At 71.9% G+C, this 21,134-nt stretch carries 21 protein-coding genes and 1 pseudogene; 12 read left to right on the top strand and 10 right to left on the bottom strand.

Annotated features, from left to right (window positions below; all coding sequences use genetic code 11):
* Positions 1-67 precede the first annotated feature (67 nt).
* Positions 68-646 (top strand): 3'-5' exonuclease, encoded by a 579-nt coding sequence (locus ABD466_RS29510; RefSeq protein WP_344660470.1) that lies wholly within the window; start codon positions 68-70, stop codon positions 644-646.
* Positions 630-1,442, top strand: coding sequence for a phosphotransferase (locus ABD466_RS29505; RefSeq protein WP_344660469.1), 813 nt, complete (start codon positions 630-632; stop codon positions 1,440-1,442). The genes ABD466_RS29510 and ABD466_RS29505 overlap by 17 nt, the downstream gene beginning before the upstream one ends.
* Before the next feature lie 22 nt (positions 1,443-1,464).
* Here the strand turns inward: ABD466_RS29505 and ABD466_RS29500 are convergent, their stop codons facing one another.
* Positions 1,465-2,217, bottom strand: coding sequence for an alpha/beta hydrolase family protein (locus ABD466_RS29500; protein WP_344660468.1), 753 nt, complete (start codon positions 2,215-2,217; stop codon positions 1,465-1,467).
* Between the two features lie 228 nt (positions 2,218-2,445).
* Complete coding sequence (locus ABD466_RS29495) at positions 2,446-3,618, bottom strand: trans-sulfuration enzyme family protein (RefSeq protein WP_344660467.1); 1,173 nt, start codon at positions 3,616-3,618, stop codon at positions 2,446-2,448.
* Between the two features lie 101 nt (positions 3,619-3,719).
* Between ABD466_RS29495 and ABD466_RS29490 the strand changes: the two genes are divergently transcribed.
* The 4 genes and pseudogenes from ABD466_RS29490 to ABD466_RS29475 all read left to right on the top strand — a co-directional run bounded on the left by ABD466_RS29490 (position 3,720) and on the right by ABD466_RS29475 (position 8,499).
* Complete coding sequence (locus tag ABD466_RS29490) at positions 3,720-4,223, top strand: Lrp/AsnC family transcriptional regulator (protein ID WP_344660537.1); 504 nt, start codon at positions 3,720-3,722, stop codon at positions 4,221-4,223.
* Positions 4,224-4,266: 43 nt separating this feature from the next.
* A complete protein-coding gene (locus ABD466_RS29485) occupies positions 4,267-6,300 on the top strand; it encodes a M3 family metallopeptidase (protein WP_344660466.1) in 2,034 nt (677 codons plus the stop codon).
* A 179-nt stretch (positions 6,301-6,479) separates the two neighbouring features.
* A pseudogene (locus tag ABD466_RS29480) lies at positions 6,480-6,962 on the top strand (sigma-70 family RNA polymerase sigma factor); the annotation flags it as partial.
* 127 nt (positions 6,963-7,089) lie between these two features.
* Entirely contained in the window at positions 7,090-8,499 is a 1,410-nt protein-coding gene (locus ABD466_RS29475; protein WP_344660465.1) for a hypothetical protein, read from the top strand.
* 20 nt (positions 8,500-8,519) lie between these two features.
* Here ABD466_RS29475 and ABD466_RS29470 read toward each other — a convergent pair whose 3' ends face one another.
* Positions 8,520-9,005 carry a GNAT family N-acetyltransferase gene (locus ABD466_RS29470; protein ID WP_344660536.1) on the bottom strand — a complete coding sequence of 162 codons (486 nt, stop codon included), beginning with the start codon at positions 9,003-9,005 and terminating at the stop codon, positions 8,520-8,522.
* Positions 9,006-9,085: 80 nt separating this feature from the next.
* On the opposite strand from ABD466_RS29470, the gene ABD466_RS29465 reads away from it, so the two are divergent.
* Together ABD466_RS29465 and ABD466_RS29460 are read left to right on the top strand one after the other, a co-directional pair.
* Positions 9,086-10,087: an ADP-ribosylglycohydrolase family protein gene (locus ABD466_RS29465; RefSeq protein WP_344660464.1), complete on the top strand. Its 1,002-nt coding sequence runs from the start codon at positions 9,086-9,088 to the stop codon at positions 10,085-10,087.
* Positions 10,088-10,104: 17 nt separating this feature from the next.
* Entirely contained in the window at positions 10,105-10,323 is a 219-nt protein-coding gene (locus ABD466_RS29460; protein ID WP_344660463.1) for a hypothetical protein, read from the top strand.
* A gap of 7 nt (positions 10,324-10,330) precedes the next feature.
* Here the strand turns inward: ABD466_RS29460 and ABD466_RS29455 are convergent, their stop codons facing one another.
* Positions 10,331-10,759, bottom strand: a complete 429-nt coding sequence (locus ABD466_RS29455; RefSeq protein WP_344660462.1) for a pyridoxamine 5'-phosphate oxidase family protein — start codon at positions 10,757-10,759, stop codon at positions 10,331-10,333.
* A gap of 97 nt (positions 10,760-10,856) precedes the next feature.
* Positions 10,857-11,723, bottom strand: a complete 867-nt coding sequence (locus ABD466_RS29450; protein WP_344660461.1) for an alpha/beta fold hydrolase — start codon at positions 11,721-11,723, stop codon at positions 10,857-10,859.
* 58 nt (positions 11,724-11,781) lie between these two features.
* On the opposite strand from ABD466_RS29450, the gene ABD466_RS29445 reads away from it, so the two are divergent.
* Positions 11,782-12,309 carry a methylated-DNA--[protein]-cysteine S-methyltransferase gene (locus ABD466_RS29445; protein ID WP_344660460.1) on the top strand — a complete coding sequence of 176 codons (528 nt, stop codon included), beginning with the start codon at positions 11,782-11,784 and terminating at the stop codon, positions 12,307-12,309.
* Between the two features lie 51 nt (positions 12,310-12,360).
* On the opposite strand, the gene ABD466_RS29440 is transcribed toward ABD466_RS29445, so the two are convergent.
* A complete protein-coding gene (locus ABD466_RS29440) occupies positions 12,361-12,933 on the bottom strand; it encodes a GNAT family N-acetyltransferase (RefSeq protein ID WP_344660459.1) in 573 nt (190 codons plus the stop codon).
* Positions 12,934-12,985: 52 nt separating this feature from the next.
* Here ABD466_RS29440 and ABD466_RS29435 point away from each other — a divergent pair, with 52 nt between their 5' ends.
* Positions 12,986-13,465, top strand: a complete 480-nt coding sequence (locus ABD466_RS29435) for a YbaK/EbsC family protein (protein WP_344660458.1) — start codon at positions 12,986-12,988, stop codon at positions 13,463-13,465.
* Positions 13,466-13,486: 21 nt separating this feature from the next.
* On the opposite strand, the gene ABD466_RS29430 is transcribed toward ABD466_RS29435, so the two are convergent.
* Positions 13,487-14,617, bottom strand: coding sequence for a serine hydrolase domain-containing protein (locus ABD466_RS29430; protein WP_344660457.1), 1,131 nt, complete (start codon positions 14,615-14,617; stop codon positions 13,487-13,489).
* A gap of 24 nt (positions 14,618-14,641) precedes the next feature.
* Positions 14,642-15,910 (bottom strand): MFS transporter, encoded by a 1,269-nt coding sequence (locus tag ABD466_RS29425; RefSeq protein ID WP_344660456.1) that lies wholly within the window; start codon positions 15,908-15,910, stop codon positions 14,642-14,644.
* A gap of 202 nt (positions 15,911-16,112) precedes the next feature.
* Between ABD466_RS29425 and ABD466_RS29420 the strand changes: the two genes are divergently transcribed.
* Positions 16,113-17,261, top strand: coding sequence for a hypothetical protein (locus ABD466_RS29420; protein ID WP_344660455.1), 1,149 nt, complete (start codon positions 16,113-16,115; stop codon positions 17,259-17,261).
* A 452-nt stretch (positions 17,262-17,713) separates the two neighbouring features.
* Positions 17,714-18,667: a serine/threonine-protein kinase gene (locus ABD466_RS29415; RefSeq protein ID WP_344660454.1), complete on the top strand. Its 954-nt coding sequence runs from the start codon at positions 17,714-17,716 to the stop codon at positions 18,665-18,667.
* Between the two features lie 21 nt (positions 18,668-18,688).
* Here ABD466_RS29415 and ABD466_RS29410 read toward each other — a convergent pair whose 3' ends face one another.
* Both ABD466_RS29410 and ABD466_RS29405 read right to left on the bottom strand, forming a co-directional pair.
* Positions 18,689-19,423 carry a DUF7873 family protein gene (locus ABD466_RS29410; RefSeq protein WP_344660453.1) on the bottom strand — a complete coding sequence of 245 codons (735 nt, stop codon included), beginning with the start codon at positions 19,421-19,423 and terminating at the stop codon, positions 18,689-18,691.
* Between the two features lie 427 nt (positions 19,424-19,850).
* The coding region (locus tag ABD466_RS29405) for an SPFH domain-containing protein (protein ID WP_425558777.1) at positions 19,851-21,134 on the bottom strand (1,284 nt) is incomplete at its 5' end.

Raw genomic sequence — 21,134 nt, 5'->3', positions numbered from 1 at the left:
TGTTACCGCGATGTTTCCGTCCGATAATCCGGAGGATCACGGGGTGGTGCCGCCTACGCTGCCTGGCATGGAAACGTATGGCAGATATCTGAACGTGGTGGATGTGGAGGCCACTTGTTGGACCGGCCGGCCTCCGGCCGGACAGGTGTCGGAGATCATCGAGATCGGACTCACCGTCGTCGACACGCAGGAGCGGACGCGCGTCGGCAAGCACCGGATCCTGGTGCGGCCCGAGCACTCGACCGTCAGCGCCTTCTGCACGGAACTCACAGGGTTGACGCAGGAGGAGGTCGACACCGGTGTAACGTTCGCGGAGGCCTGCGCGCAGCTGCGGAAGGAGCACCGCTCCGATTCGCGGGTGTGGGCGAGCTGGGGCGACTACGACCGCAAGCAGTTCCAGCGGCAGTGCGACGCCGGCGGCGTGAGCTACCCCTTCGGGTCCGCGCATGTGAACGCGAAGCAGCAGTTCGCCGCGGCACAGGGCTGGACGAAGGGCGTCGGCATGCGCCACGCGCTGGAGGTCGCAGGCCGCCCCCTGGAAGGTCGGCACCACAGCGGGGCCGACGACGCGTGGAACATCGCAGCGCTCGTCCTGGACCTGATGGCCGGGCGGGCCTGGCCGGAGGTGGATGGCGGTGGCGGATGAGGTGCTGGGCGGCGGGCTCGCGAACTTCGGGCAGGTCGTGCGACGCGGCGACGTCGTGGAACGTCCCGCTCCCCCGCACGCCGAGGCGCTGCACCGGTATCTGCGCGCGCTGCGCGACGCCGGATTCGACGGCGCGCCGGAGCCGAAGGAGCTGCTGGACGGCCGCGAGGTCCTGAGCTTCGTACCCGGTGACGTCGCGGTGGCGCCCTTCCCGGAGTGGTCCCGGGGCGAGCCAGCGCTGGCGTCCGTGGGACGGCTGCTGCGGCGCCTGCACGAGGTCGCCGCCGAGGTACCCGTTCCGGACGCGGACTGGCCGGCCGAGTTCCGCGACCCCGCCGCCAAGAGCGGAGAAGACCAGCTCATCCTGTGTCATAACGACGTCTGCCAGGAGAACGTGGTCTTCCGTGACGGCGAGGCGGCGGCGCTCATCGACTTCGACTTCGCCGCTCCGGGGCGTCCGCTGTGGGACTTGGCCTTCTGCGCCTGGTACTGGGTGCCGATGGTTCCGGACGAGATCCGCGGCGTCGAGGGCATGGGCGGCCTCGACGCGCTCAGCCGCCTGCGGGTGCTGGCGGACGCGTACGGCCTTGACGCCGCCGGGCGCCGCACCCTGCTGGAGCTGCTGCCGCTGGTGTCCGAGTCCTGCCACCGGTTCGTCGACGGACGCGTCGCGAGCGGCGATCCGGTCTTCACCGAGATCGACGCGCAGCGTGATCCGCAGCGGTGGGACAAGATCCAGAAGTGGCTCGCCGAGCACCACGAGGAGTTCCTCGCGGCACTCGGCGTCGGGAGCTAGAAACGGCAGCCGGGAACGGCCGCTAGGAACGAGTGCCGAAGTGCCGGGCGAAGAACCGCACCGCGCTCTCGGCCTCGAACCGCGGCAGTTCCTTGTGCCGGCCCGAGTTGACGTGCAGCGACTTCTGCTCGGACGCGAAGGCGTCGAACAGGGCGAGCCCCTCTTCGCGGGAGATGTGCTCGTCGTCCCACTGCATGACGAACTCGATCGGGACGGTGATCCGCTCGGCCTGCTCGGCCAGGACGTCGGGCCAGTGCTGGCCGAGGACCGCGGCCTTGATCCGGGGCTCGGACGCCACCAGGGGCACGCCGATCGCGGTGCCCATGTTGATGCCGAAGTAGCCGACCGGTCCGTCGGGGCCGATCTCCGGGAGCGCCTGGAGGGCGTCCAGGGTCGCCCGCCACTCCGGCACGGCCTGCTCGGCCAGGTGCGCGTTGTAGCGGACGACGATCGGACCCTCCGGTTCGCCCGCCTCCCGGGCCCGGAAGAGGTCGGCGATCTCGGCCTCGTCATGAGCGGTGCGGGGACGGTCGCCGTGGCCGGGCGCGTCGATGACCGCGACGTGGAAGCCGCAGCCGAGCACGAGGAGGCGGGCCCGGCCGGCCATCGCCGGGTGCTTCTTGTGGTTGCCGCCGCCGTGGCCCATCAGGATCAGCGGTGCGCCGTCGGCACCGGCGGACGGTGACCAGAGCACACCGGGGACGCCGCCCACGGTGAAGTCACGTTCGCGGATGCCGCCGGCCGACGACTCGGAGGTGAAAACGAGAGAGTACATAGTCAGTGCCCTTCGGGAGTGCCTTGATGTCGAGGCGCTCCCGGCGACACCTGCGTCTATCGCCCGACCGTGACGATGAGGGGGAGCACCCACTGCGGTACTGCGTCCATGGGTCTCACCTCCCTAGACAGGTCTCGGTCGGGGAAGAACCTATCAGCGCCCAGGCCGACGGCGCTAGATCAATCTTCTGACCGCGACCGCGACCGCGACGATGACCGCGCCCGCGGCCTACGACCGCAGCGCCCGTTCCAAGTCGGCGTACAGGTCCTCAGGGTCCTCCAACCCGACCGACACCCGCAGCACCGATGCGTGCGGCTTGGCGTCGGCGGCGACCGGCCGGTGGGTCAGCGAGGCGGGGTGCTGGATCAGGGTGTCCACTCCCCCGAGCGACACCGCGTGCGTGATCAGCCGCACCGAGTCCGCCACCCGCGCCGCGGCCTGGTAGCCGCCGCGGACCGACATCGCGAACACCGCGCCGGGTCCGCTCATCTGGCGGCCGACCAGATGGCGGGGGTCGCAGTCGGGCAGGCCCGGGTAGTGGACGCGTTCGACCGCCGGGTTGGCGAGCAGGCGGTCGACGAGCTTCTGCGCGTTCTGCGACTGGTGGCGGACGCGCAGCGGCAGCGTCTGCAGGCCGCGGTGCAGCAGATAGGACGACAGCGGGTGCAGGACCGAGCCGGTGATGGCGCGGATGGGGCGCAGCCGCTCGGCCCAGGCGTCGGTGGTGGCGACGACGCCGGCCAGCACGTCGCCGTGGCCGCCGAGGTACTTGGTGGCGCTGTGCACGACCAGGGTGGCGCCGAAGTCGGCCGGCTTCTGCAGGATCGGCGTGGCGAAGGTGTTGTCGACCAGCAGCGGCACGTCGCCGCACTGTTCGGCGACGCGCGCCAGGTCCAGCAGCTCCAGGGTCGGGTTGGCCGGGGTCTCGACGATCACCAGGCCGGTGTCCGGGCGCAGCGCGGCGCCGACGGCGTCGGCCGCGGCCCAGGTCACCTCGGTGCCGAGCAGGCCGCTGGCCAGCAGGTGGTCGCTGCCGCCGTAGAGCGGGCGCACGGCGACGACGTGCCGTTTGCCCTCGGCGGCCGCGGCGAGCAGGCAGGCGGTGATGGCGGCCATGCCGGAGGCGAAGGCGACCGCGGCCGGAGTGTTCTCGAGCCGGGCCAGGGCCTCCTCGAACCGCGCGGTCGTGGGGTTCCACAGGCGCTGGTAGACGTGGCTGCCGCCGGCGATCGGGGTGCCGCCGGTGGCCAGGGCCTCGTAGCTGTCGCCGCCGAGGCCTACCTCCGGCAGCGGGTTGGTGGTGGACAGGTCGATCGGCGGGACGTGGACGCCGAGGGCGGCCAGGTCGTCGCGGCCGGCGTGGACGGCGACCGTGTCGGGCAGAGCGGTAGCGGGCAGCATGCGGTCATTGTTGAAGATCCATCGGGAGAAGGGAAAGTCTCGCGAAGAAGATTCTGTAACACGCGTGTGCAGCATTGAAAGGTTCATCGGTGCTGGCGATACTGGCGAGTATGCCGAACGATGTGCGAGCTCCGCGGCCCGTCCTGGACGCCACCGACCGCGCGATCCTGGCGGTGCTGGCCGCCGACGCGCGCACCCCGAACAACGCGATCGCCGACGCGGTGGGGATCGCGCCGTCGACGTGCCTGGGCCGGATCCGGGCACTGCGGGAGCGGGGGGTGATCCGCGGGTTCCACGCCGACATCGACCCGGCGGCGTTGGGGCGCGGGCTGCAGGCGATGATCGCGGTGCGCCTGCGGGCCCACACCCGGGAGCGGGTGCAGGAGTTCATCCGGGACGTGCCGGGCCTGCCCGGCGTCGTCGGGGTCTGGCACGTGGCCGGCGCGGACGACTATCTGCTGCACGTGGCGGTGGCCGACTCCGACGCGCTGCGGGACTTCGTGCTGGAGCACCTGACGACACACCCGGCGGTCGGGCACACCGAGACCAGCCTGATCTTCGGACACCTGCGCGGCGCGGTGGGAGCAGCTGCGGTAACCGACTAAACCCCTGTACGCCCGCTACCGGCCACGGGCTAGAGTCGGGGGCGTGACCACTGACAACCCCTTCTTCCAGCCCAGCGCGCTCCCGTATGAACTCCCGCCGTTCGCCGCGATCCGCGAGGAGCACTACGTGCCGGCTTTCGACGCCGGTTTCGCCGAGCACCTCGCCGAGATCAGGGCGATCGCCGACAACCCGGAGCCGGCGACGTTCGAGAACACGATCGTCGCGCTGGAGCGGGCCGGCGTGCTGCTGAACCGCGTGGCGCTGGTGTTCTTCGCGCAGACCTCGACCGACACCAGCGAGGGCCTGCAGGAGATGGAGCAGGTCGTCAACCCGCGCTGGGCCGCGCACAGGGACGCGATCACGCTGGACGCGGCGCTGTTCGCGCGGATCGACGACCTGTACGGGCGGCGCGCGGAGCTGGGTCTGAGCGACGTGGAGCTGATCCTGCTGGAGAAGCGGCACCGGGACTTCGTGCTCGGCGGGGCGAAGCTGTCGGCGCCGGACAAGGCGCGGCTGAAGGGTCTGAACGAGCGGCTGGCGGCGCTGTCGACGGACTTCGACCGGAACCTGCTGGCCGCGAACAAGGCGGGGCAGCAGGTGTTCGACACCGCCGAGCAGCTGGCCGGGATGTCGTCGGACGCGGTCGCCGCGGCGAAGGAGAACGGCGAGACGCTCGGGCTGCCGGGCAAGTACGTGATCTCCCTGAAGAACTTCTCCAACCAGACGGAGCTGGCCGCGCTGGACGACCGCGAGGCGCGCCGGACCCTGCTGACCGCGTCGCTGGACCGGGCGTGGGACGAGAACGGGCCGCTCATCGTCGAGATCGCCAAGCTGCGGGCCGAGCGGGCGGCGCTGCTGGGCTTCGCCACCCACGCCGAGTACGCGGTGCAGGACCGGACCGCGAAGACCACGGCGGCGGTCGAGGACCTGATGACGCGGCTGATCCCGGCCGCGGTGGCCAACGCGGGGGCGGAGGCCGAGGCACTGCGTGCGCTGCTGCCGGAGGGGCAGAGCCTGGAGGCGTGGGACTGGACCTACTACTCGGAGAAGGTGCGGCAGGCCGAGTACGACGTGGACTCCGAGGCGCTGCGGCCGTACCTGGAGCTGGACAACGTCCTGGTCGACGGGGTGTTCCACGCCGCGGAGCTGGTCTACGGGATCACCTTCAAGGCCCGGCCGGACCTGGTCGCGTACCACCCGGACGTGCGGATCTGGGAGGTGTTCGACGCCGACGGCACCGGGATCGGGCTGTTCCTCGGCGACTTCTACGCCCGGAGCTCGAAGCGGGGCGGGGCGTGGATGACGAACTACGTCGAGCAGTCGCGGCTGCTGGGCCGGCCGCCGGTGGTCGTCAACAACCTGAACCTGGCCAAGCCGCCGGCCGGCGAGCCGACGCTGCTGACCTGGGACGAGGTCCGCACCCTGTTCCACGAGTTCGGGCACGCCCTGCACGGCCTGTTCTCGGACGTGGAGCACCCGACGCTGGCCGGCACGAACACGCCGCAGGACTTCGTCGAGTACCCGTCGCAGGTCAACGAGATGTGGGCGGAATGGCCGCAGGTGCTGGCCCACTACGCCAAGCACCACCGGACCGGCGAGCCCGTGCCCGCCGACCTGGTGGAGCGCATGGGCCGGGCCGAGAAGTTCGGGCAGGGCTTCGCGGTGGTCGAGGTCCTGGCCGCGGTGATGCTCGACTGGGCGTGGCACTCGCTGGCTCCCGGCCAGGAGCCGGGCGACCCCCGGGCGTTCGAGGAGGCGGCGCTGAAGCGCTACGGCCTGCTGGTGCCGGAGGTGCCGCCGCGCTACCGCTCCAGCTACTTCTCGCACATCTGGAGCCACGGGTACGCCGCCGGCTACTACTCCTACCTGTGGAGCGAGGTCCTGGACAAGGACACCGTCGACTGGTTCAAGGAGGGCGTGGCGGCGGGCCGGTCGATCCGCGAGAGCGGCGAGCTGTTCCGGCGATCGGTGCTCTCGCGCGGCGCGAGTGTGGACCTGATGGCGGCGTTCGCCGAGTTCCGGGGGCGCGCGCCGGAGGTGGAGCCGATGCTGCGGGCGCGGGGCCTGGCGGCCTGAGAGCCGGGATCGGGGGCTGAGGACGGAGGGCGTCCGCCGGTCGCGAGATCGGCGGACGCCCTCGGTTTTCTTCGTCCGGTGTGCAACCGGATCATCGCCTCGGGGGTGTGTTGCCGAACCGGCTCGTGGAAGCCGGACGGATCGGAGCAAGGGGCGACGTGGCCGAAGAGGCTGAGCCGATGGATTTCGGGGGGTTCTACACGGCGACGGTGAGCCGCGTCGTGGGGTACCTGTATGTGGTGCTCGGCAGTGTCGCCGAGGCCGAGGACGCCGCGCAGGAGGCGTATACCCGCGCCTGGCTGCGCTGGTCGAAGGTGCGGGCGTACGACGACCCGGAGGCCTGGGTGCGGACGGTCGGGTTCCGGGTCGCGCTGAACTCGTGGCGCAAGACGAAGAACCGGCTGGTCGCGCACCGGGCGAGCGGGCAGGGGGCGGCGTACACGCACGTGCCGGCGCTGTCGCCGGACCGGCTGGCCGTGGTGGAGGCGCTGCGGCGGATCCCGGCCGAGCAGCGGCGGGCGCTGGTGCTGCACCACATGCAGGGGCTGACGGTCACGGAGATCGCGCACGAGATCGGCGCGCCGGAGGGGACGGTGAAGGCCCGGCTGGCGCGGGGGCGGAAGGCGCTCGCGCCGTATGTGTCGGAGTTCGCCGACGAGGAGGCGGCTCCGGGCGCCGCGAGATCGCAGGCGGCTTCGGCCCCCCGTCCGGCTGCCGCCTCGGATCCGAGTTCCGATCCCGCTTCGACGAACCAGTCGGCCGCGTCGGCCGAGAAAGGAATGGTCTCCGGTGCCTGAGGACTTCTCATCCCTGCTCGACGCCCTCGCCGCCGAAGGGCGTGGCGTCGCCCGGCCACTCCCGGCGGGCGCGATCGAGGCGAGCGGCCGGGTGCGGCGCCGTCGGCGGCGGAACCTCACGGCTGTGACGTCGGCGCTGGCCGCGTGTGCGGTGGCGGGCGGGGTCACGTGGGGATTCGGGGGGTCCCATGGCGGTTCAGCGCCGATCGTCCCGGGCGGCGTGACGGCCTCGCCGATCCCGCCGCCGGGGCAGTCGCCGAACTCCCAGGTCACCATCGACACCAGCCGCTTCCTCCAGAACGACGAGGCACCGAACCCGGGCGCCTTCCAATGGAAGATCGACGTGGCGATGACCACGGGGCTCATGGGCGTCGAGTTCGGGCTCTGCGGCAACGGGCCCACGCTCGGCCCTCCGCATCTGCGGGCGAAGACCGAGGACGTGGCCCAGTACCGGAGCCCCTACGCCGCCGCGAACTCCTTCGAGTCGATCTTCCACTACCCCTCCGCCGAGGCCGCGCAGCAGGACTTCGCGATGCTGACGCCGGATCCGGCCAAGTGCTCCGGGACCCTGACGGGACATGTGACCGGAACAGTGCCGGACGGCTTCGCGTGGGTCCAGAGCTGGCCGGCGTCGAACGGCGGAAGGCCGGCGGCCGAACACGCGCTGGTCGTCCACTCCGGGGACACCATCGCGTACTGGCGCTACCAGGACGAGGGCCAGGGCACGCCGTACGACACCGCCGACGACCAGAAGGCCCTGCAGCGGATGGCCGACCGGCTCGACGGCCGCACACCGGTCCCCGCGACGAACACCGCCCCGCCGCCGGACGCCATCCCCGACTCGGCATGGCTGGACGCCCTCCAGATCCCCTTCGCGACCGCCGACAAGTCCCACGGCTGGTACCAGATGGGGACGACGCCCCCGCAGCCCGGAGACGACCAGCCCAGCGATCTCTGCTCCTCAGCCGGCCTCGACATCGTCACGGGCAAAGACGCCACGATCGCGGAACACATGTTCCACGGCACCCCCGACACCACTCCGGCCTACCCGGGCTCGAACTACCTCTACTCAGGCGCGAACCAGTCGATCGCCACGTTCCCGACCGCCGAGCGCGCCCGGGCCGCGTTCACCACCGCCAAGCAGCTGACGTCACAGCACGGCTGCACGTACACGGACACAACCTCGCACCACAAGATCACACGGGCCGTCAAGGTCGGCACGGTCTCCCCGTCCGGCTTCTCGCTCCAGGTCGACGACACGCCGGGCTCGTCCCACATCCACCTGTACGTCGTGGCCAAGGGCACGCATGTCAGCACGCTGTTCGTGTCCTTCGAGCAGGGCGACAACACGACGGCCGGGGATGCGGCGGTGCTGGCGGCGATGACGGCGCGGTTGCCGTGAGCTGGAGCTGGAAAGGGGCGTCAGCTCAGCTTCAGCTTGAACCCGACATGCGACGGCACGAACCCGAGCCGCTCGTAGAACCGGTGCGCGTCGGGGCGCTCGGCGTTGGAAGTGAGCTGGACCATGCCGCAGCCGGCGGTACGGGCTTCCGAGACGGCCCACGTCATCATGGTGGTGCCGAGGCCGGTGCCGCGTTCGGTGGCGACGACGCGGACGGCTTCGATGAGGGCGCGCTTCATACCGCGCTGGCTGACGCCGGGGATGTAGGTGAGCTGGAAGGTGCCGACCACTTCCCCGGCGCGTTCGGCGACGATGAGGCGCTGGTTGGGGTCGGCATCGAGTTCGGCGAAGGCGGCGAGGTAGGGAGCGAGGTCGTCCGGGGTCTCGCGGGTGGAGCCGAGCTTGTCGTCGGCGAGGAGGGCGATGATCACCGGGAGGTCGGCTTCCGTCGCGTCACGCAGGGTCAGGGCGTGCGGGTCCGGACCGGTGGCCGGGTCGTGCCGCATGGGGTCTTCGCCGGGATAGTCGCTCATGATGCGGCACTGTAGCTGGCAGACTGGCGGCACCAAGCCACGGGAGGGATCGCATGTCGGCGACCGGTTCTTTGTTCGGGCTCGCATACGGGGACAGCATGGGCAAGCCCACCGAGTTCCGGCGGTTCGAGGAGATCGTCCGTGAGTACGGGGCGGGTGGACCTACCGATCTGCCGGAGGGCGCGCTCGTCACCGACGACACGCAGATGGCCTTGGCGGTCGCCGAGGCGCTGCTGGAGCAGCCCGCGGGCACGGCGCTGGAGCCGGAACCGCTGACGGCGTCACTGGTGCGGCACTTCCTGGCGTGGGCGGAGTCCCCGGACAACAACCGTGCGCCGGGCATGACGTGCCTGCGGGCGTGCGGGCTGCTGTCCCAGGGCGCGGCGTGGGCCGACGCGTCGCAGCGGGGGTCGAAGGGCTGCGGCGCGAACATGCGCGTCACGCCGATCGGCCTGGTGCCGCTGCTGCCCGCGTCGACCGTGGCGGGAGTGGCGCAGCTGCAGGCGGCGCTGACCCACGGCCACCCGACCGCGCTGGCCGCCTCGGACCTGACCGCGTTCGCGACCCGCCGGCTGCTGGAGGGCATGGCGCCCGCCGACCTGGTCTCCGCGCTGCGCGACCGCTGCCGGGAGCAGCGCGAGGTGTATCACGGCACGTGGCTGGGCGACGACCTGTGGCGGGTGCCGGGCCGGACGTCACCGGAGGACTTCATCTCCCGCGGCTGGGACGAGTGCGCGGAGGCCCTGGACCGCCTGGCCGCGGCCCTGGTCCGGCCGGACCGGGACGCCGACCCGTGTCGCGCCACCGGTGAAGGCTGGATCGCCGAGGAGGCGCTGGCCACGGCGCTGCTGTGCTTCCTCATGTATCCGGACGAGCCGGTCCGCGCCCTGGGGCGCGCCGCGGCGACCAGTGGCGACTCCGACTCGATCGCGGCGCTCGCGGGCGCGTTCGCGGGGGCGCGCCTCGGGATGGCGGCGTTTCCGGCGGACTGGGCCGAGCGGATCGAGTACCGGGACCGGCTGGCCCGGGCGGGTGCCGCCTGGGACCGGCCGTGAACAGGAGCGGCGTGGACGTGACCGAAACTGAAGACGGGGCAGGGTTCGCAGGCCCCGGACGACCTGAAAGGGCCGAGGTGTTCGAAGTCTGGCGTCAAGACGACAACGGCAACCGCTTCCTGATGTCCCGGCACCCCGATCGCGCCTCTGCCGAGGCCGCCGTGGCCGCGATGGAGGCCGGGGTCCAGCACAAGCAGCTGTACTTCGTCGTCGAGCGGTCTGCGCAGCCGGAGTGAGCGCGCCTCATCCGGCGTAGTACTTCGTCGGGGTGATCACCAGCCCGGCGGTGAACTGTTCGCCGAAGTTCTCGGGCGTGTCGAACATGGCGCCCATGCGCTCGACGTACTTCGCGAGGTAGGCCGGGTGACGGTCGGCGCGCGGCAGCGTGGGGTCGTGCCGGGCCTCGCCCTCGATCCGCACGATGTTGCGCCCGATGTCGGTGACGTCCAGGCCCAGGCTCACCTTGGGGTTCTCGGCGATGTTCCGCAGCTTGGCCTTGCTCGCCCGGCTGTAGACGACGATCGTGCCGTCCTCGCGCGCCAGGAACCACACCGGGACGCTGACCGGCTGGCCGTCCGGCCGCACGGTGGTCAGCCACGCCATCAGGTTGCTGCGGAGCCGGTCCTGGACGCGCTGCCGGTCGCTGTCGGAGAGGTGAGCCAGAAGATCCATGGCTCCGTTCTATCCGGCGCGCGACCGACGCGCACCGGATTCGGTTGGCGCCGAATCCTCGGGCCGCGCTTGCGGCCGGCGCCTTCCGGCGGCACTCTCAAGCGGCGCGCCGGGCGTTCTCCACGATCGCGCCGACGTAGGTCTCCCACAGCTCTTCAGGCAGGTCGTGGCCGGCGCCGGCGATGATGAGCGGGGTCACGCCGAGCGCGGCGGCGGTGGCGTAGCCGCCGCTGACGTCGACCAGCTTGTCGGCCTCGCCGTGTACGACGGCGGCCGGCACGGTGACGGAGCCGAGTGCGGCGGTCCGGTCCGGCGAGGCGATGATGCAGGCCAGCTGGCGTGCGGTCCCGGCCGGGGCGTAGGAGCGGTCGTAGGCCTCGCCGATGCGGGTCCGGAGCGCCTCGGTGGGCGTCGGATAGGCGGGCGAGCCGATGGTCTCGAACATCTTCTGGCCCCGGTCGATCGCTTCCTCGCGGGTCTTGGCGGCCGGGGCGAACACCAGCATCAGCACTTCGGGGGCGGGCTGGCCGACGTCGCGGGCGCCGGTGGTGGACATGATGGAGCACAGCGACCGGACGCGCCGCGGGTGGTCGATCGCCATCTGCTGCCCGATCATGCCGCCCATGGACGCGCCGACGACGTGCGCGGCGGGGATGTCCAGGACGTCGAGGAGCCCGGCGGCGTCGGAGGCCAGGTCGGACATCCGGTACGGGACGCCGGACAGGTCGCCGCCGAGCAGCTGCCCGAAGTCCGGGACCGGGGCGTCGACCATCGTCGACAGGCCGCTGTCCCGGTTGTCGAACCGGATGACGTGGTACCCGGCGTCGGCGATCATCCCGCAGAACGGGTCGGGCCACGCCGTCATCTGTGTTCCGAGGCCCATGATGAGCAGCAGGGGTTCGGCGGCGGGGTCGCCGAAGGTCTCGTACTCGAGCTCGACGCCGTTCGTGGAAGCCTTGGGCATGCCGGTCACCCTAGCGCCGCCGAGCGGGTTGTCAGCCCCGGTTGGCACAATGACGGTCATGCAGACCGCGTTGCTGGACACGCCGATCGGGACGCTGAACGTCGGGGCCACGGCCCGCGGGTTGCGGCTGGTCCAGTTCCCGCGCGACCGGGAGTCCGATCAGCCGTTCGTCACGGGGGACGAGGCCGCGCCGGGGAAGAAGCCGGACCGGATCGCCCAGGCGCAGCTCGATGAGGCCCTGCTGCAGCTGCGCGAGTACTTCGACGGCACCCGCACCGTGTTCGACATCGCCCTGGACTGGTACGGCGTGAACGGGCTGCGGCTGACGGTGCTGAAGCTGCTGGCCGAGGTGCCGTTCGGCGAGACGGTGACGTACGGGGACCTGGCCAAGGGGTCGGGCGCCGGGGTGACGGCCTCGCAGGCGGTCGGCGGGATCATGGGCAGCAATCCGCTGCCGATCGTGGTGCCCTGCCACCGGGTGCTGGCCGCCGACGGGCTCGGCGGGTTCGGCGGCGGGCTGCGGACGAAGGAGTGGCTGCTGGCGTGGGAGGGCGTGATGCCGCCGGCACTGGACTGGGAGCTGTGAGCGGAGGGCTCGGCCCGGCCGTGGCTGTCCAGCGGTGGCGACAGACCACCGCTACCGCTGGTCCCCCACCGGATCGGTCGCGAGCCGGCCGTGGAGGTGCTCGTCGTGCAGCTTGCCGTCGCCGTAGCGGTAGGAGCTGCGCGTCGTGCCCTCCAGCAGGTAGCCGGCCTTGTCGGCCACGCGGCAGGACGCCGGGTTCTCGACGGCGTGGATCAGCTGCATGCGGGTCAGGCCGAGGAAGCCGAAGGCCCAGTCGGTGACGGTCCGGACGGCGACCGTCGCGACCCCGCGGCCGCGGGCCCACGGGGCGACCCGGTAGCCCAGCTCGCCGAACGAGTGCTCCAGGTCGATCTTGTGCAGCGACACCATGCCCAGCAGCCGGCCCTCGGTGGCCTCGTAGACGCAGAACAGCCCGCTCGTGCCGCCGTCGAAGTCGGCCCAGCGCTCGGCCCAGGCCCGGGCCGTCTCCTCGTCGCCGCCGGAGGGCAGCGGGTTCCAGAGCCGGATGTCCTCGTCGAGCGCCATCGCCATCATGTCGGGCACGTCCCGCGGCGACGGCGGGCGCAGCTGGTAGCGGCCGGCGACGATCTCGGTGGGCTCGACGATGCGATCAAGCTGGTCCATGGCGCGTATTTTGCCGGACGGCACGCGAGGGGCGGAGCTAATATCGGCGGGCATGGAACGGATCACGAACCACCCCGCCGTGCTGGCCGTCGAGAAGGAGCTGCGCGCGAAGGGCTTCGAGCCGGGGGTCGTGGTGCTGCCGGAGTCCGCGCCGACCGCCCAGGCCGCCGCCGACCAGCTCGGCTGCGCGGTCGGCGCGATCGCGAACAGCCTGATCTTCGAGGCCGACGGCGCCCCGCTGCTGGTGCTGACCTCGGGCGCGCACCGCGTGGACACCGCCCGGGTGGCCGCGGCGCTGGGAGTGGCGAGCCTGGGCCGGGCGTCGAAGGAGTTCGTGTACGAGCACACCGGCCAGCGCATCGGCGGGGTCGCGCCGGTCGGTCACCCGAAACCGGTGCGCACGCTCATCGACGGGACGCTGCGCGTGTATCCGCAGGTGTGGGCGGCCGCCGGGCACGCGCACACGGTGTTCGCCATCACGTTCGACGAGCTGGTGCGGGTGACCGGCGGCGCCGTCGTCGCGGTGAACTGAGAGCCGGAAGCGGGTCCGGGCTCAGCGCAGACCGTCGTAGGCGGACATCACCAGGCTGAGCCCGCGCCCGTCGTTCTGCGTCCGCGGGTCGAGCATCCGGTTCATCACGTAGGCGACGGTCATGTGCGCCTTCGGGTCGGTCATGACCATCGAGCCGCCCCAGCCGCCCCAGCCGAAGGTCGTGCCGAACACGCCGAAGCCGGTGCTGTAGGTCGAGGCGATGCCGAGCACGCGGTCCTCGCCGCTGAACTCCGGACGCCACGCCGGCTCGCAGCCGGCCTCGGAAAGCAGGCGCACGCCCTGTGCCACTCCCCCGTTGCCCAGCACGTTCTGGACCAGAGCGACGGACCGCGCGTTGCCGATGCCGTTGGCGGCGGGGATCTCGGCACGGCGCCAGGCCGCGGTGCCGGCGTCCTTGATCCGGACGCCGCCCCGGGCGGTTTCCCCGGCCTGCTCGCCGTCCCCGGGGTCGGCGGCCGGGGCAGCCGAGGCGGACGAGAACTCGTCGGTCAGCCCGGGCGGCGGTACCAGGGAGGCGACCCGGCCGTCGTGTTCGGCGGGCAGGCCGATGTGGAAGTCGGCGCCCAGCGGCCCGGCGATCTCCTCGGCGAAGAATCGGCCGAGGCTGCGGCCGGTCACGCGCCGCACGACCTCGCCGACGAGGAACCCGAAGGTCATCGAGTGGTAGCCGCATGCCGTTCCCGGCTCCCACTGCGGCGGGGCGGCGGCCAGCCGGGCGGTGGCGGCCTGCCAGTCGTAGAGCTCGTCGACGGTCATGGTGCCGGGCCAGTCGGCCAGGCCGGCGGTGTGCGACAGCAGGTGGCGGACCAGGACGCCGTCCTTGCCGGCCGCGGCGAACTCCGGCCAGTAGGCGGCGACGGGGGCGTCCAGGTCCAGGTCGCCGCGGTCGGCCAGGAGCAGCGCGCACAGCGCCGTCATCGGCTTGGTCGTCGACATGACCGTGGTGATCGTGTCGTGTTCCCACGGCGTGGTGCGGGCGGCGTCGGCGTGGCCGCCCCAGATGTCGACGACCGGTTCGCCGGCGACGAACACCGCCGCCGACGCGCCGACGTCGTCCCGGTCCAGGATCTCGGCGAGGGTGTCGGCGACGGCGGTGAAACGCTTGTCGTATGTGCCCTGAATCTCGGCCATATCGCGGACGTTACCGGACCGTTTCTAACTCCCCGAGCCAATAACGGGGACGGCCTCCGAGGCCGGCGGCGCGGGACGCGCCCCGAGATGGCGCACGGCCGGCACACTGAGCAGCGTGACCAACACGGCCACCAGGATGGCGCCGGACGCATAGAGCGCGGCGCTCGTGCCGACCGCACCGCTGACCGGGCCGGCGAGCGCCTGGCCGATGGGGAAGGCGACCAGGGACCCGCCGATCTCGTAGGCGGAGATGCGGTTCAGGACGGTCGCGGGGATGTGGGTCTGCACGCTGGTCGACCACATCACGCCCCAGTAGGCGATCGTCGCGCCGCCGACGGCCGCGCCGAGGCAGACCAGCGGCAGAGCCGCCCCGGTGGCCATGATCAGGGGCCACCCGGCCCAGGCGAGCAGGACGGTGGCGCCGGAGGCCAGCGGGCGCGCCGGGCGGAAGCGGATCCCGGCCAGCCCGCCGACGACGCCGCCGGCGCCGAACGCGGTCCACATCAGGCCGAGACCCGAGGCGCCGTCGTGGTCGGTCACCAGAATGGTGGCCAGGGGGCGGATCGGGCCCCACACGGTGATGCCGAGGACCATCCAGCCGACGATCACCGACGCCATCCAGGTGCGGGACCGGAACTCGTGCCAGCCTTCGACCAGGTTGCGCCAGGTGGAGTCTTCGCTCCCGCGGTGAGGAACGCTGTTCAGCCGCAGCATCAGCAGGCAGACGCCGCTGACGGCGAACGTGGCCGCGTCGACGGTGAGCACGACCGGCACGCCGGCGGCGGCGATCAGGACGCCGGCCAGAGCCGGTCCGCCGAGGTTGGCCATCGATTCGGCGACGCGGATGACGGCGTTGGCGCGTTGCAGGTCGTCGGAGACCTGGGTGACGACGCCGGCCAGGCCGGGCTGGAAGGCGGCGGTGGCGGTGCCGGACAGCGCGGACAGGGTCATCAGCAGCCACAGCGCGGGGTGGCCGGCGGCGAAGGCGGTGGCGGCGGCGGCCATCAGCACGAACCGGGCGGCGTCGGCGCCGACCATCATCCGCTGGGCCGTGAACCGGTCCATGAGCACGCCGCCGAACAGGACGAACGCCACGAACGGCACCATCTCGGCGGCCAGCACCAGGCCGACACCGGTGGTGCCGTATCCGAGCTCGACCACGCCGTACATCAGGGCGACCGGCAGCATGGCGTCCCCGAGCAGGGACACCAGGCGGGCGGTGAAGTACAGCTGGAAATCGCGGCTCCACAGCGGCGCGGCGGCGCGGAGCGGGACATCACAGGTCGCCGTCAAGGCGCCCCCCTCTAGGTCTAGACCAATGGCGTCAACGGTGGGGGAACGTGGGCGGCGGCGCAAGATATTTCCGGTGCGCCGCCGATCTCGGTCCGCGATCGCTCGACGGTCGCCGGGCGGTTCGCGGACGGCGGCTCCTAGACGGCGCCGCCGCGCCAGAATGGGCCGCGACAGCGAACCACCGCCGACGGAAGGCCCGCGCATGCCCGTCCCGCTCCCCGATGCCGCGTCCGTCCTGCTGCTGCCGCCGGACGCCGCCGAGGTCGCGACCCTGGCTCGCGGCGTGATCTCCGCGGTGGCGCCGGAGGGCGGCCTGACCGGACTGCAGCAGACCCTGCTGGCTGCCATGTTCCGGTCGCTGACCGGCTTCGACGTCGACCCGGCGGCGGTGCAGGCCGAGCTGGCCGCCCGGCCCTACGGCGCGCGGGACTTCGCGCAGGACCTGCACCGGCGCGACGCGGCGTTCCGCGGCCGGATCGTGCAGAACATGGTCATCGCCGAGCTGGTGCTGGACCCGCTGCCGGCGGCGGTGGCCGGGCGGGTGGCGGAGTTCGCCGCCGAGCTGGGGGTGCACGACGACCTGGAGGACGTGCTGGCCGGCGCGGCCGAGCGCGGCCGCCGGCTGGCCGCGATCGACTTCGACCGCAACGGCTACCTGCACGACTTCGACCTCGGACACGTCGGCCACCTGCACGTCGGCGACGGCGCCCTGCACGGCCCGTGGACGCCGGTGGAGGACGACCCGGCGCTGGCCGCGCGCTGGGCCTCGCTCGGGGAGCTGCCGCCGGGCACCCTGGGCCGCGGCGTGTTCGACTTCTACCGCACCCGCGGCTTCTCCTTCCCCGGCTCCCCCGGCTCGGCGCCGCCGCTGCTGGCCCAGCACGACTGGGTGCACATCCTGGCCGACTACGGCACCCGGGTGGAGTCCGAGATCGAGGTGTTCGCCTTCATCGCCCGCGCCAACGACGACCTGCACGCGTTCTCGCTGCTGGCGATGGTGGTCAGCCTGTTCGAGACCGGGGCGCTGGCCGCCGGCGCCGGGCTGTTCGAGGCGGACCGCGGGCACCTGTCGCAGCCGGGGATGACCACGCGGTTCGGGGACGCGCTGCGCCGCGCGGCGCTGTGCACCGGCAGCAACGACTTCATGGCCACCGACTGGTTCGCGGTCGCGGACAAGCCGGTCGCGGTGCTCCGCAGGGAACTGATGCTGCCGGGCAAGAGCGACGAGGCGGTCGCGGCGGGAAGCGTGGGCCCGTGGGACGCCGGCGGCATCAGCCCGTTCCAGCTCGACGCCGGGCGCAAGCTGGCCGAGGCCGAGGGCCGGGAGTACACGGGACCGAGCTTGGGGTGAGAACGAGGGCGAGGCCCAGGGTTTTGCCCGCCCTGGGCCTCTCCACGCTGCTCAGTGCGTGGTGCCGTCGTTGTGCGCACGCCGATGGCGTTTAAGGAGGTGGGTCAGCCTCATGACACTGCGCTCTCCCAATTGAGCTATCCCCGCACGAAGAGCAGGGAACAGGGCTCGAACCTGCAACCTCAGTGAAAAACCCACTTCCGGTCGATCCGGCGATGGACGGCGAGGACTTAGCTTGGAGCGAGAGTCTGAAGTTCGTCACCGCTGCCTCTACCATTTGGGCTACCTCCGCGCGCTATGCGGAGAGAGGGACTCGAACCCCCACTGTCACGGTGTTGGTCAATCTCAAGCGTCACATTAAGCTTGGTCGCTCGCCGTTGATCCTACCGGAGCGGCGGGATGTGCGAGCAACCTGAAAACCGTCTCGGGCGACATGACGTGGGGGGTCGTGGATGACGCCGCTGCAACCCGGGGATCCTTCGCGGATCAGCGGCTACCGGCTCCTCGGCCGGCTCGGCTCCGGCGGTATGGGGCACGTGTATCTGGGCCAGACCTCCGACGGGCGCAAAGTGGCCGTGAAGGTGATCCGGCCGGAGTTCGCCGCGGATCCGGAGTTCCGCGCGCGGTTCCGCCGCGAGGCCTCGGCGATGATGGCCGTGTCCAGCCGGTACACGGTGAAGGTGGTGGGGGCCGATCCCGACGGCGAGCCCGCCTGGCTGGCCTCGGAGTACGTCGACGCCTCGGCCCTGGACGCCGCCGTGCACAAGCGGGGCCCGCTGCCGGTGGCCGGCGTGTTCCGGCTCGCCGCGGGACTGGCCGAGGCGCTGGACACCATCCACCGCGCCGGCCTGACCCATCGCGATCTGAAGCCCAGCAACGTCCTGCTGGGCCGCGACGGGCCGCGGGTGATCGACTTCGGCCTGGCCGTCGGCGACCACAGCAGCGGTGTGACCCGGACCGGGATCGTGGTCGGCACGCCGTCCTACATGTCGCCGGAGCAGATCGGCGGGGTGCAGGTCGGGCCGAAGAGCGACGTGTACTCGCTCGGCGCCGTGCTGACGTTCGCGGCCGTGGGGCGCGCGCCGCACGGCGACGGCCCGGTGCAGGAGGTGATGCTGCGGATCCTGCATCAGCAGCCGAACCTGGCCGGGATCGACGACAGTCTGCTGCCGATGATCGAGGCGTGTCTGGTGAAGGATCCGGCGCTGCGGCCGGCTTCCTCGCACGTGTTGCACGTGCTGCGGACCCTTCCGCAGGACACGCCGAGGAAGCCCGCCGCGCCGCCGGCCCCGGAGGTGCCGCCGACCCAGCCCGCGCCGGCTCAGCCCGCTTCGGAGGCACCCGCAACCGTCCCGGCGTTCAAACAACGGATAGTGCGCACCTTCCCGCCGGGCAAGCACCGGTAGGCGGTACGCACCGCGCATCCGCTAGGCGAACAGGTAGCCGAAGACGGCCTCACCGACGCGCTGGTCGGTGACCTCGAAGGTGTTGGCCTCCTCGCGCGCGAACTTCACCGCCTGGCTCAGCTTCTCCACGCGCTCGACGAGCTCGTTGACGCGCTGCGCGGGCAGGGCGCCGGAGAACTTGGTCTGGGTCCAGTAGCCGACGGCGATGTCCTCGTAGTAGACCTCGACCTGCGCCGGGTGCTTCTCGGTGGCCTCGGCCTTGACGTGGTTGCGCGGCACCTTCTTGGTGCGCAGGGTGCGGACCGCCTCGGTGCGATACCAGTCGGTGGACGGGTCGTGGGTCCAGGACTCGGCGGCGTCCAGCACCGGCAGCTTCTTGACGAAGGTGTGCAGGTCAGTGAGCTGCTTCTCAAGGAACAGCAGGTAGGACACCGGGACGTCGCGCAGCAGGGTCCGGCCCTCGACGACGACGTCGGCACGCGCGGTGCAGTTGGCCCAGTCCTTGGTGGCGGTGACGTCGAACAGCCGGGTGAGGTTGGCGGCGATCTGGCGCAGCACGTCCTCAGCCTTGACCTGGACGCGGGTGGACTCCGGCGGCAGCTGCTCGCCGTCCTCGTCCTTGGGCTGGTAGGTACGGCTCAGGCCGGTGAGGAGGGCCTGCTTCTGGACGTCGTGGTGCGCCTGGGTGAGGTCGGCGTAGGACTTGCTCTTGACGCCCTTCTCGATCGCGATGATCTGGCTGAGCTTGGTGGCCATGGTGGATCCCCCCAATATTCGTGTGCGGTGAGTCTGAGCGTTCTGATCGCAGCCTAGGGACGCGGGCCGACAGTCCGGCGGCCGGGGCGGCGGCCGCGGGGTGGCGGCTGCCGGACGGCGGGACGTCCGCTGCGGTGTCCCGATGATGGCAGATGCTCAGGCGATGGGTGGAGCCGATTTCGCCGACGCGTTCATTGACTGACTGCATCGCCGTGGGGCTGCTGTGCTCCCGGCGTGAGGTCCTGCGGACGCCGACGCCGCCGCGAACCTGCCGCCCGACGTGCCGATCTTCGCCGGCGGCTTCGGCGAGGCCGGCGCGCTGCAGATCCTCGGTCCGGCGGACGGCCCGCGCCGCGCCGTCTGCTCCGGCCACGACAGCTACACCAGCTCTGGCCGCGCCTACGCCACGTGGACTAACGGACGAGGGTCACTGCCCCGTTTTCAGAGCATTGACCACCGCCGTCAGTTGCGCCACGATCCCCGCCAGCGATGCGGCGTCGCCGCCGCCCACCGTCACCGCCTTGTACTCCGACGGCGCCGGCAGCTTCTCGACGATGTCCGGCAGGGCGCCGATCAGGTCGGCCTGCAGGGCGGCGGTGGTGCGGGCGTTGGCGATCTCGGCGCGGATGCGGTCGCGCTCCAGCTCCATCAGCTGCCGCTCGTGGTCGGCGGCGTGGCGCGCGCGGGTGGCGGCCAGTTCGCCGTCCAGGCGGAGACGCGCCAGTTCCTGCTCCTCCTCCAGGCGCAGGCGGGCCATCACGCTCTCCTGCTCGTGGCGTTCCCGCTCCAGGGCGAGGGCGTGCAGGCGGGTCTGGTGGGCGGCGTCGGCGGTCTTGCGGGCGTTCTCCTGGGTGCGCTCGTCGCGGCGGGCCTGTTCCCGGCTGTCACGGTCGAACTCGTGGGCGGCGGTGGTGGCGCGGAGCTCGGCCAGGTCGCGTTCGTCGGCCAGGCGGCGGGTCTCCTGCTTGCGGGCCTCGGCCATGCGGCTCTCGGTGACCGCGCCGTCGGCGGCCAGCTCGGCCAGCGCCGCCAGCCGGCCCTGCTCGGAGCGGAACGGCTTCTGCAGGTTCTCCCACAGCGTCTTGGAGCTGACCACCGCCTCCTTGATCTGCACGGTCACGATCCGCAGGCCCAGGCCCCCGCTGTCGTCCCCGCCGGAGCCCTCGGCCACGCCGCGCAGCCGGGCGGTGAGCTCTTCGATGATCGGCTGCCGGTCGCTGAGCACCTCGTGCACGCTCATCGTGGACACCTTGTCCTTGATGGCGGCCTCGGCCTGTTCCCGCAGCTGGAGGTTCACCAGCCGCATCGGGTCCTCGGGGTCTGAGAAGTCCAGCTTGCGGTAGGCGGTGCCGAAGTCCTGGATGATCCACTGCACGTAGGCCTGGACCAGCACGCCCTGCAGTTCGCTGCAGATGCAGAAGGCGTTGAGCAGGATGGTCTGCATCGCGCCCGGCACGACCAGGAACGAGTCGATGGCCGGCCGGTAGCGGAAGGACACGCCCAGGCCGATGTGGCGGGGCCGGTCCTCGCCGCGCCGGGTGTGCACCACGAACGCGTTCGGCGGCACCAGCACCGTCTTCCAGCGGCCGACGCCGGTGATGCGGACCTCGACGCCGCTCGTCCCGCCCGCGCCGCCCGGTCCCCCCGGCCCGGCGGCCCGCACGTGCGCGCCCTCGGCGGCGAACCGCTCCGGGCGCGCGGCGCGCCCGCG

This window comes from Catenulispora subtropica (assembly GCF_039531675.1).
Classification (GTDB): Bacteria; Actinomycetota; Actinomycetes; order Streptomycetales; family Catenulisporaceae; genus Catenulispora; species Catenulispora subtropica.
Note: the sequence above shows the minus strand (reverse complement) of the source record. Positions and strands in the feature narration are given on the sequence as shown.

Coding starts and splice junctions, on each gene's coding strand:
- ABD466_RS29450 (WP_344660461.1), bottom strand. CDS start 11,723: ATGCCCAAGGCTTCCACGAACGGCGTCGAGCTCGAGTACGAGACCTTC.
- ABD466_RS29435 (WP_344660458.1), top strand. CDS start 12,986: ATGGAACGGATCACGAACCACCCCGCCGTGCTGGCCGTCGAGAAGGAG.
- ABD466_RS29420 (WP_344660455.1), top strand. CDS start 16,113: ATGCCCGTCCCGCTCCCCGATGCCGCGTCCGTCCTGCTGCTGCCGCCG.
- ABD466_RS29495 (WP_344660467.1), bottom strand. CDS start 3,618: ATGCTGCCCGCTACCGCTCTGCCCGACACGGTCGCCGTCCACGCCGGC.
- ABD466_RS29500 (WP_344660468.1), bottom strand. CDS start 2,217: ATGTACTCTCTCGTTTTCACCTCCGAGTCGTCGGCCGGCGGCATCCGC.
- ABD466_RS29445 (WP_344660460.1), top strand. CDS start 11,782: ATGCAGACCGCGTTGCTGGACACGCCGATCGGGACGCTGAACGTCGGG.
- ABD466_RS29510 (WP_344660470.1), top strand. CDS start 68: ATGGAAACGTATGGCAGATATCTGAACGTGGTGGATGTGGAGGCCACT.
- ABD466_RS29455 (WP_344660462.1), bottom strand. CDS start 10,759: ATGGATCTTCTGGCTCACCTCTCCGACAGCGACCGGCAGCGCGTCCAG.
- ABD466_RS29465 (WP_344660464.1), top strand. CDS start 9,086: ATGTCGGCGACCGGTTCTTTGTTCGGGCTCGCATACGGGGACAGCATG.
- ABD466_RS29440 (WP_344660459.1), bottom strand. CDS start 12,933: ATGGACCAGCTTGATCGCATCGTCGAGCCCACCGAGATCGTCGCCGGC.
- ABD466_RS29430 (WP_344660457.1), bottom strand. CDS start 14,617: ATGGCCGAGATTCAGGGCACATACGACAAGCGTTTCACCGCCGTCGCC.
- ABD466_RS29505 (WP_344660469.1), top strand. CDS start 630: ATGGCGGTGGCGGATGAGGTGCTGGGCGGCGGGCTCGCGAACTTCGGG.
- ABD466_RS29410 (WP_344660453.1), bottom strand. CDS start 19,423: ATGGCCACCAAGCTCAGCCAGATCATCGCGATCGAGAAGGGCGTCAAG.
- ABD466_RS29415 (WP_344660454.1), top strand. CDS start 17,714: ATGACGCCGCTGCAACCCGGGGATCCTTCGCGGATCAGCGGCTACCGG.
- ABD466_RS29470 (WP_344660536.1), bottom strand. CDS start 9,005: ATGCGGCACGACCCGGCCACCGGTCCGGACCCGCACGCCCTGACCCTG.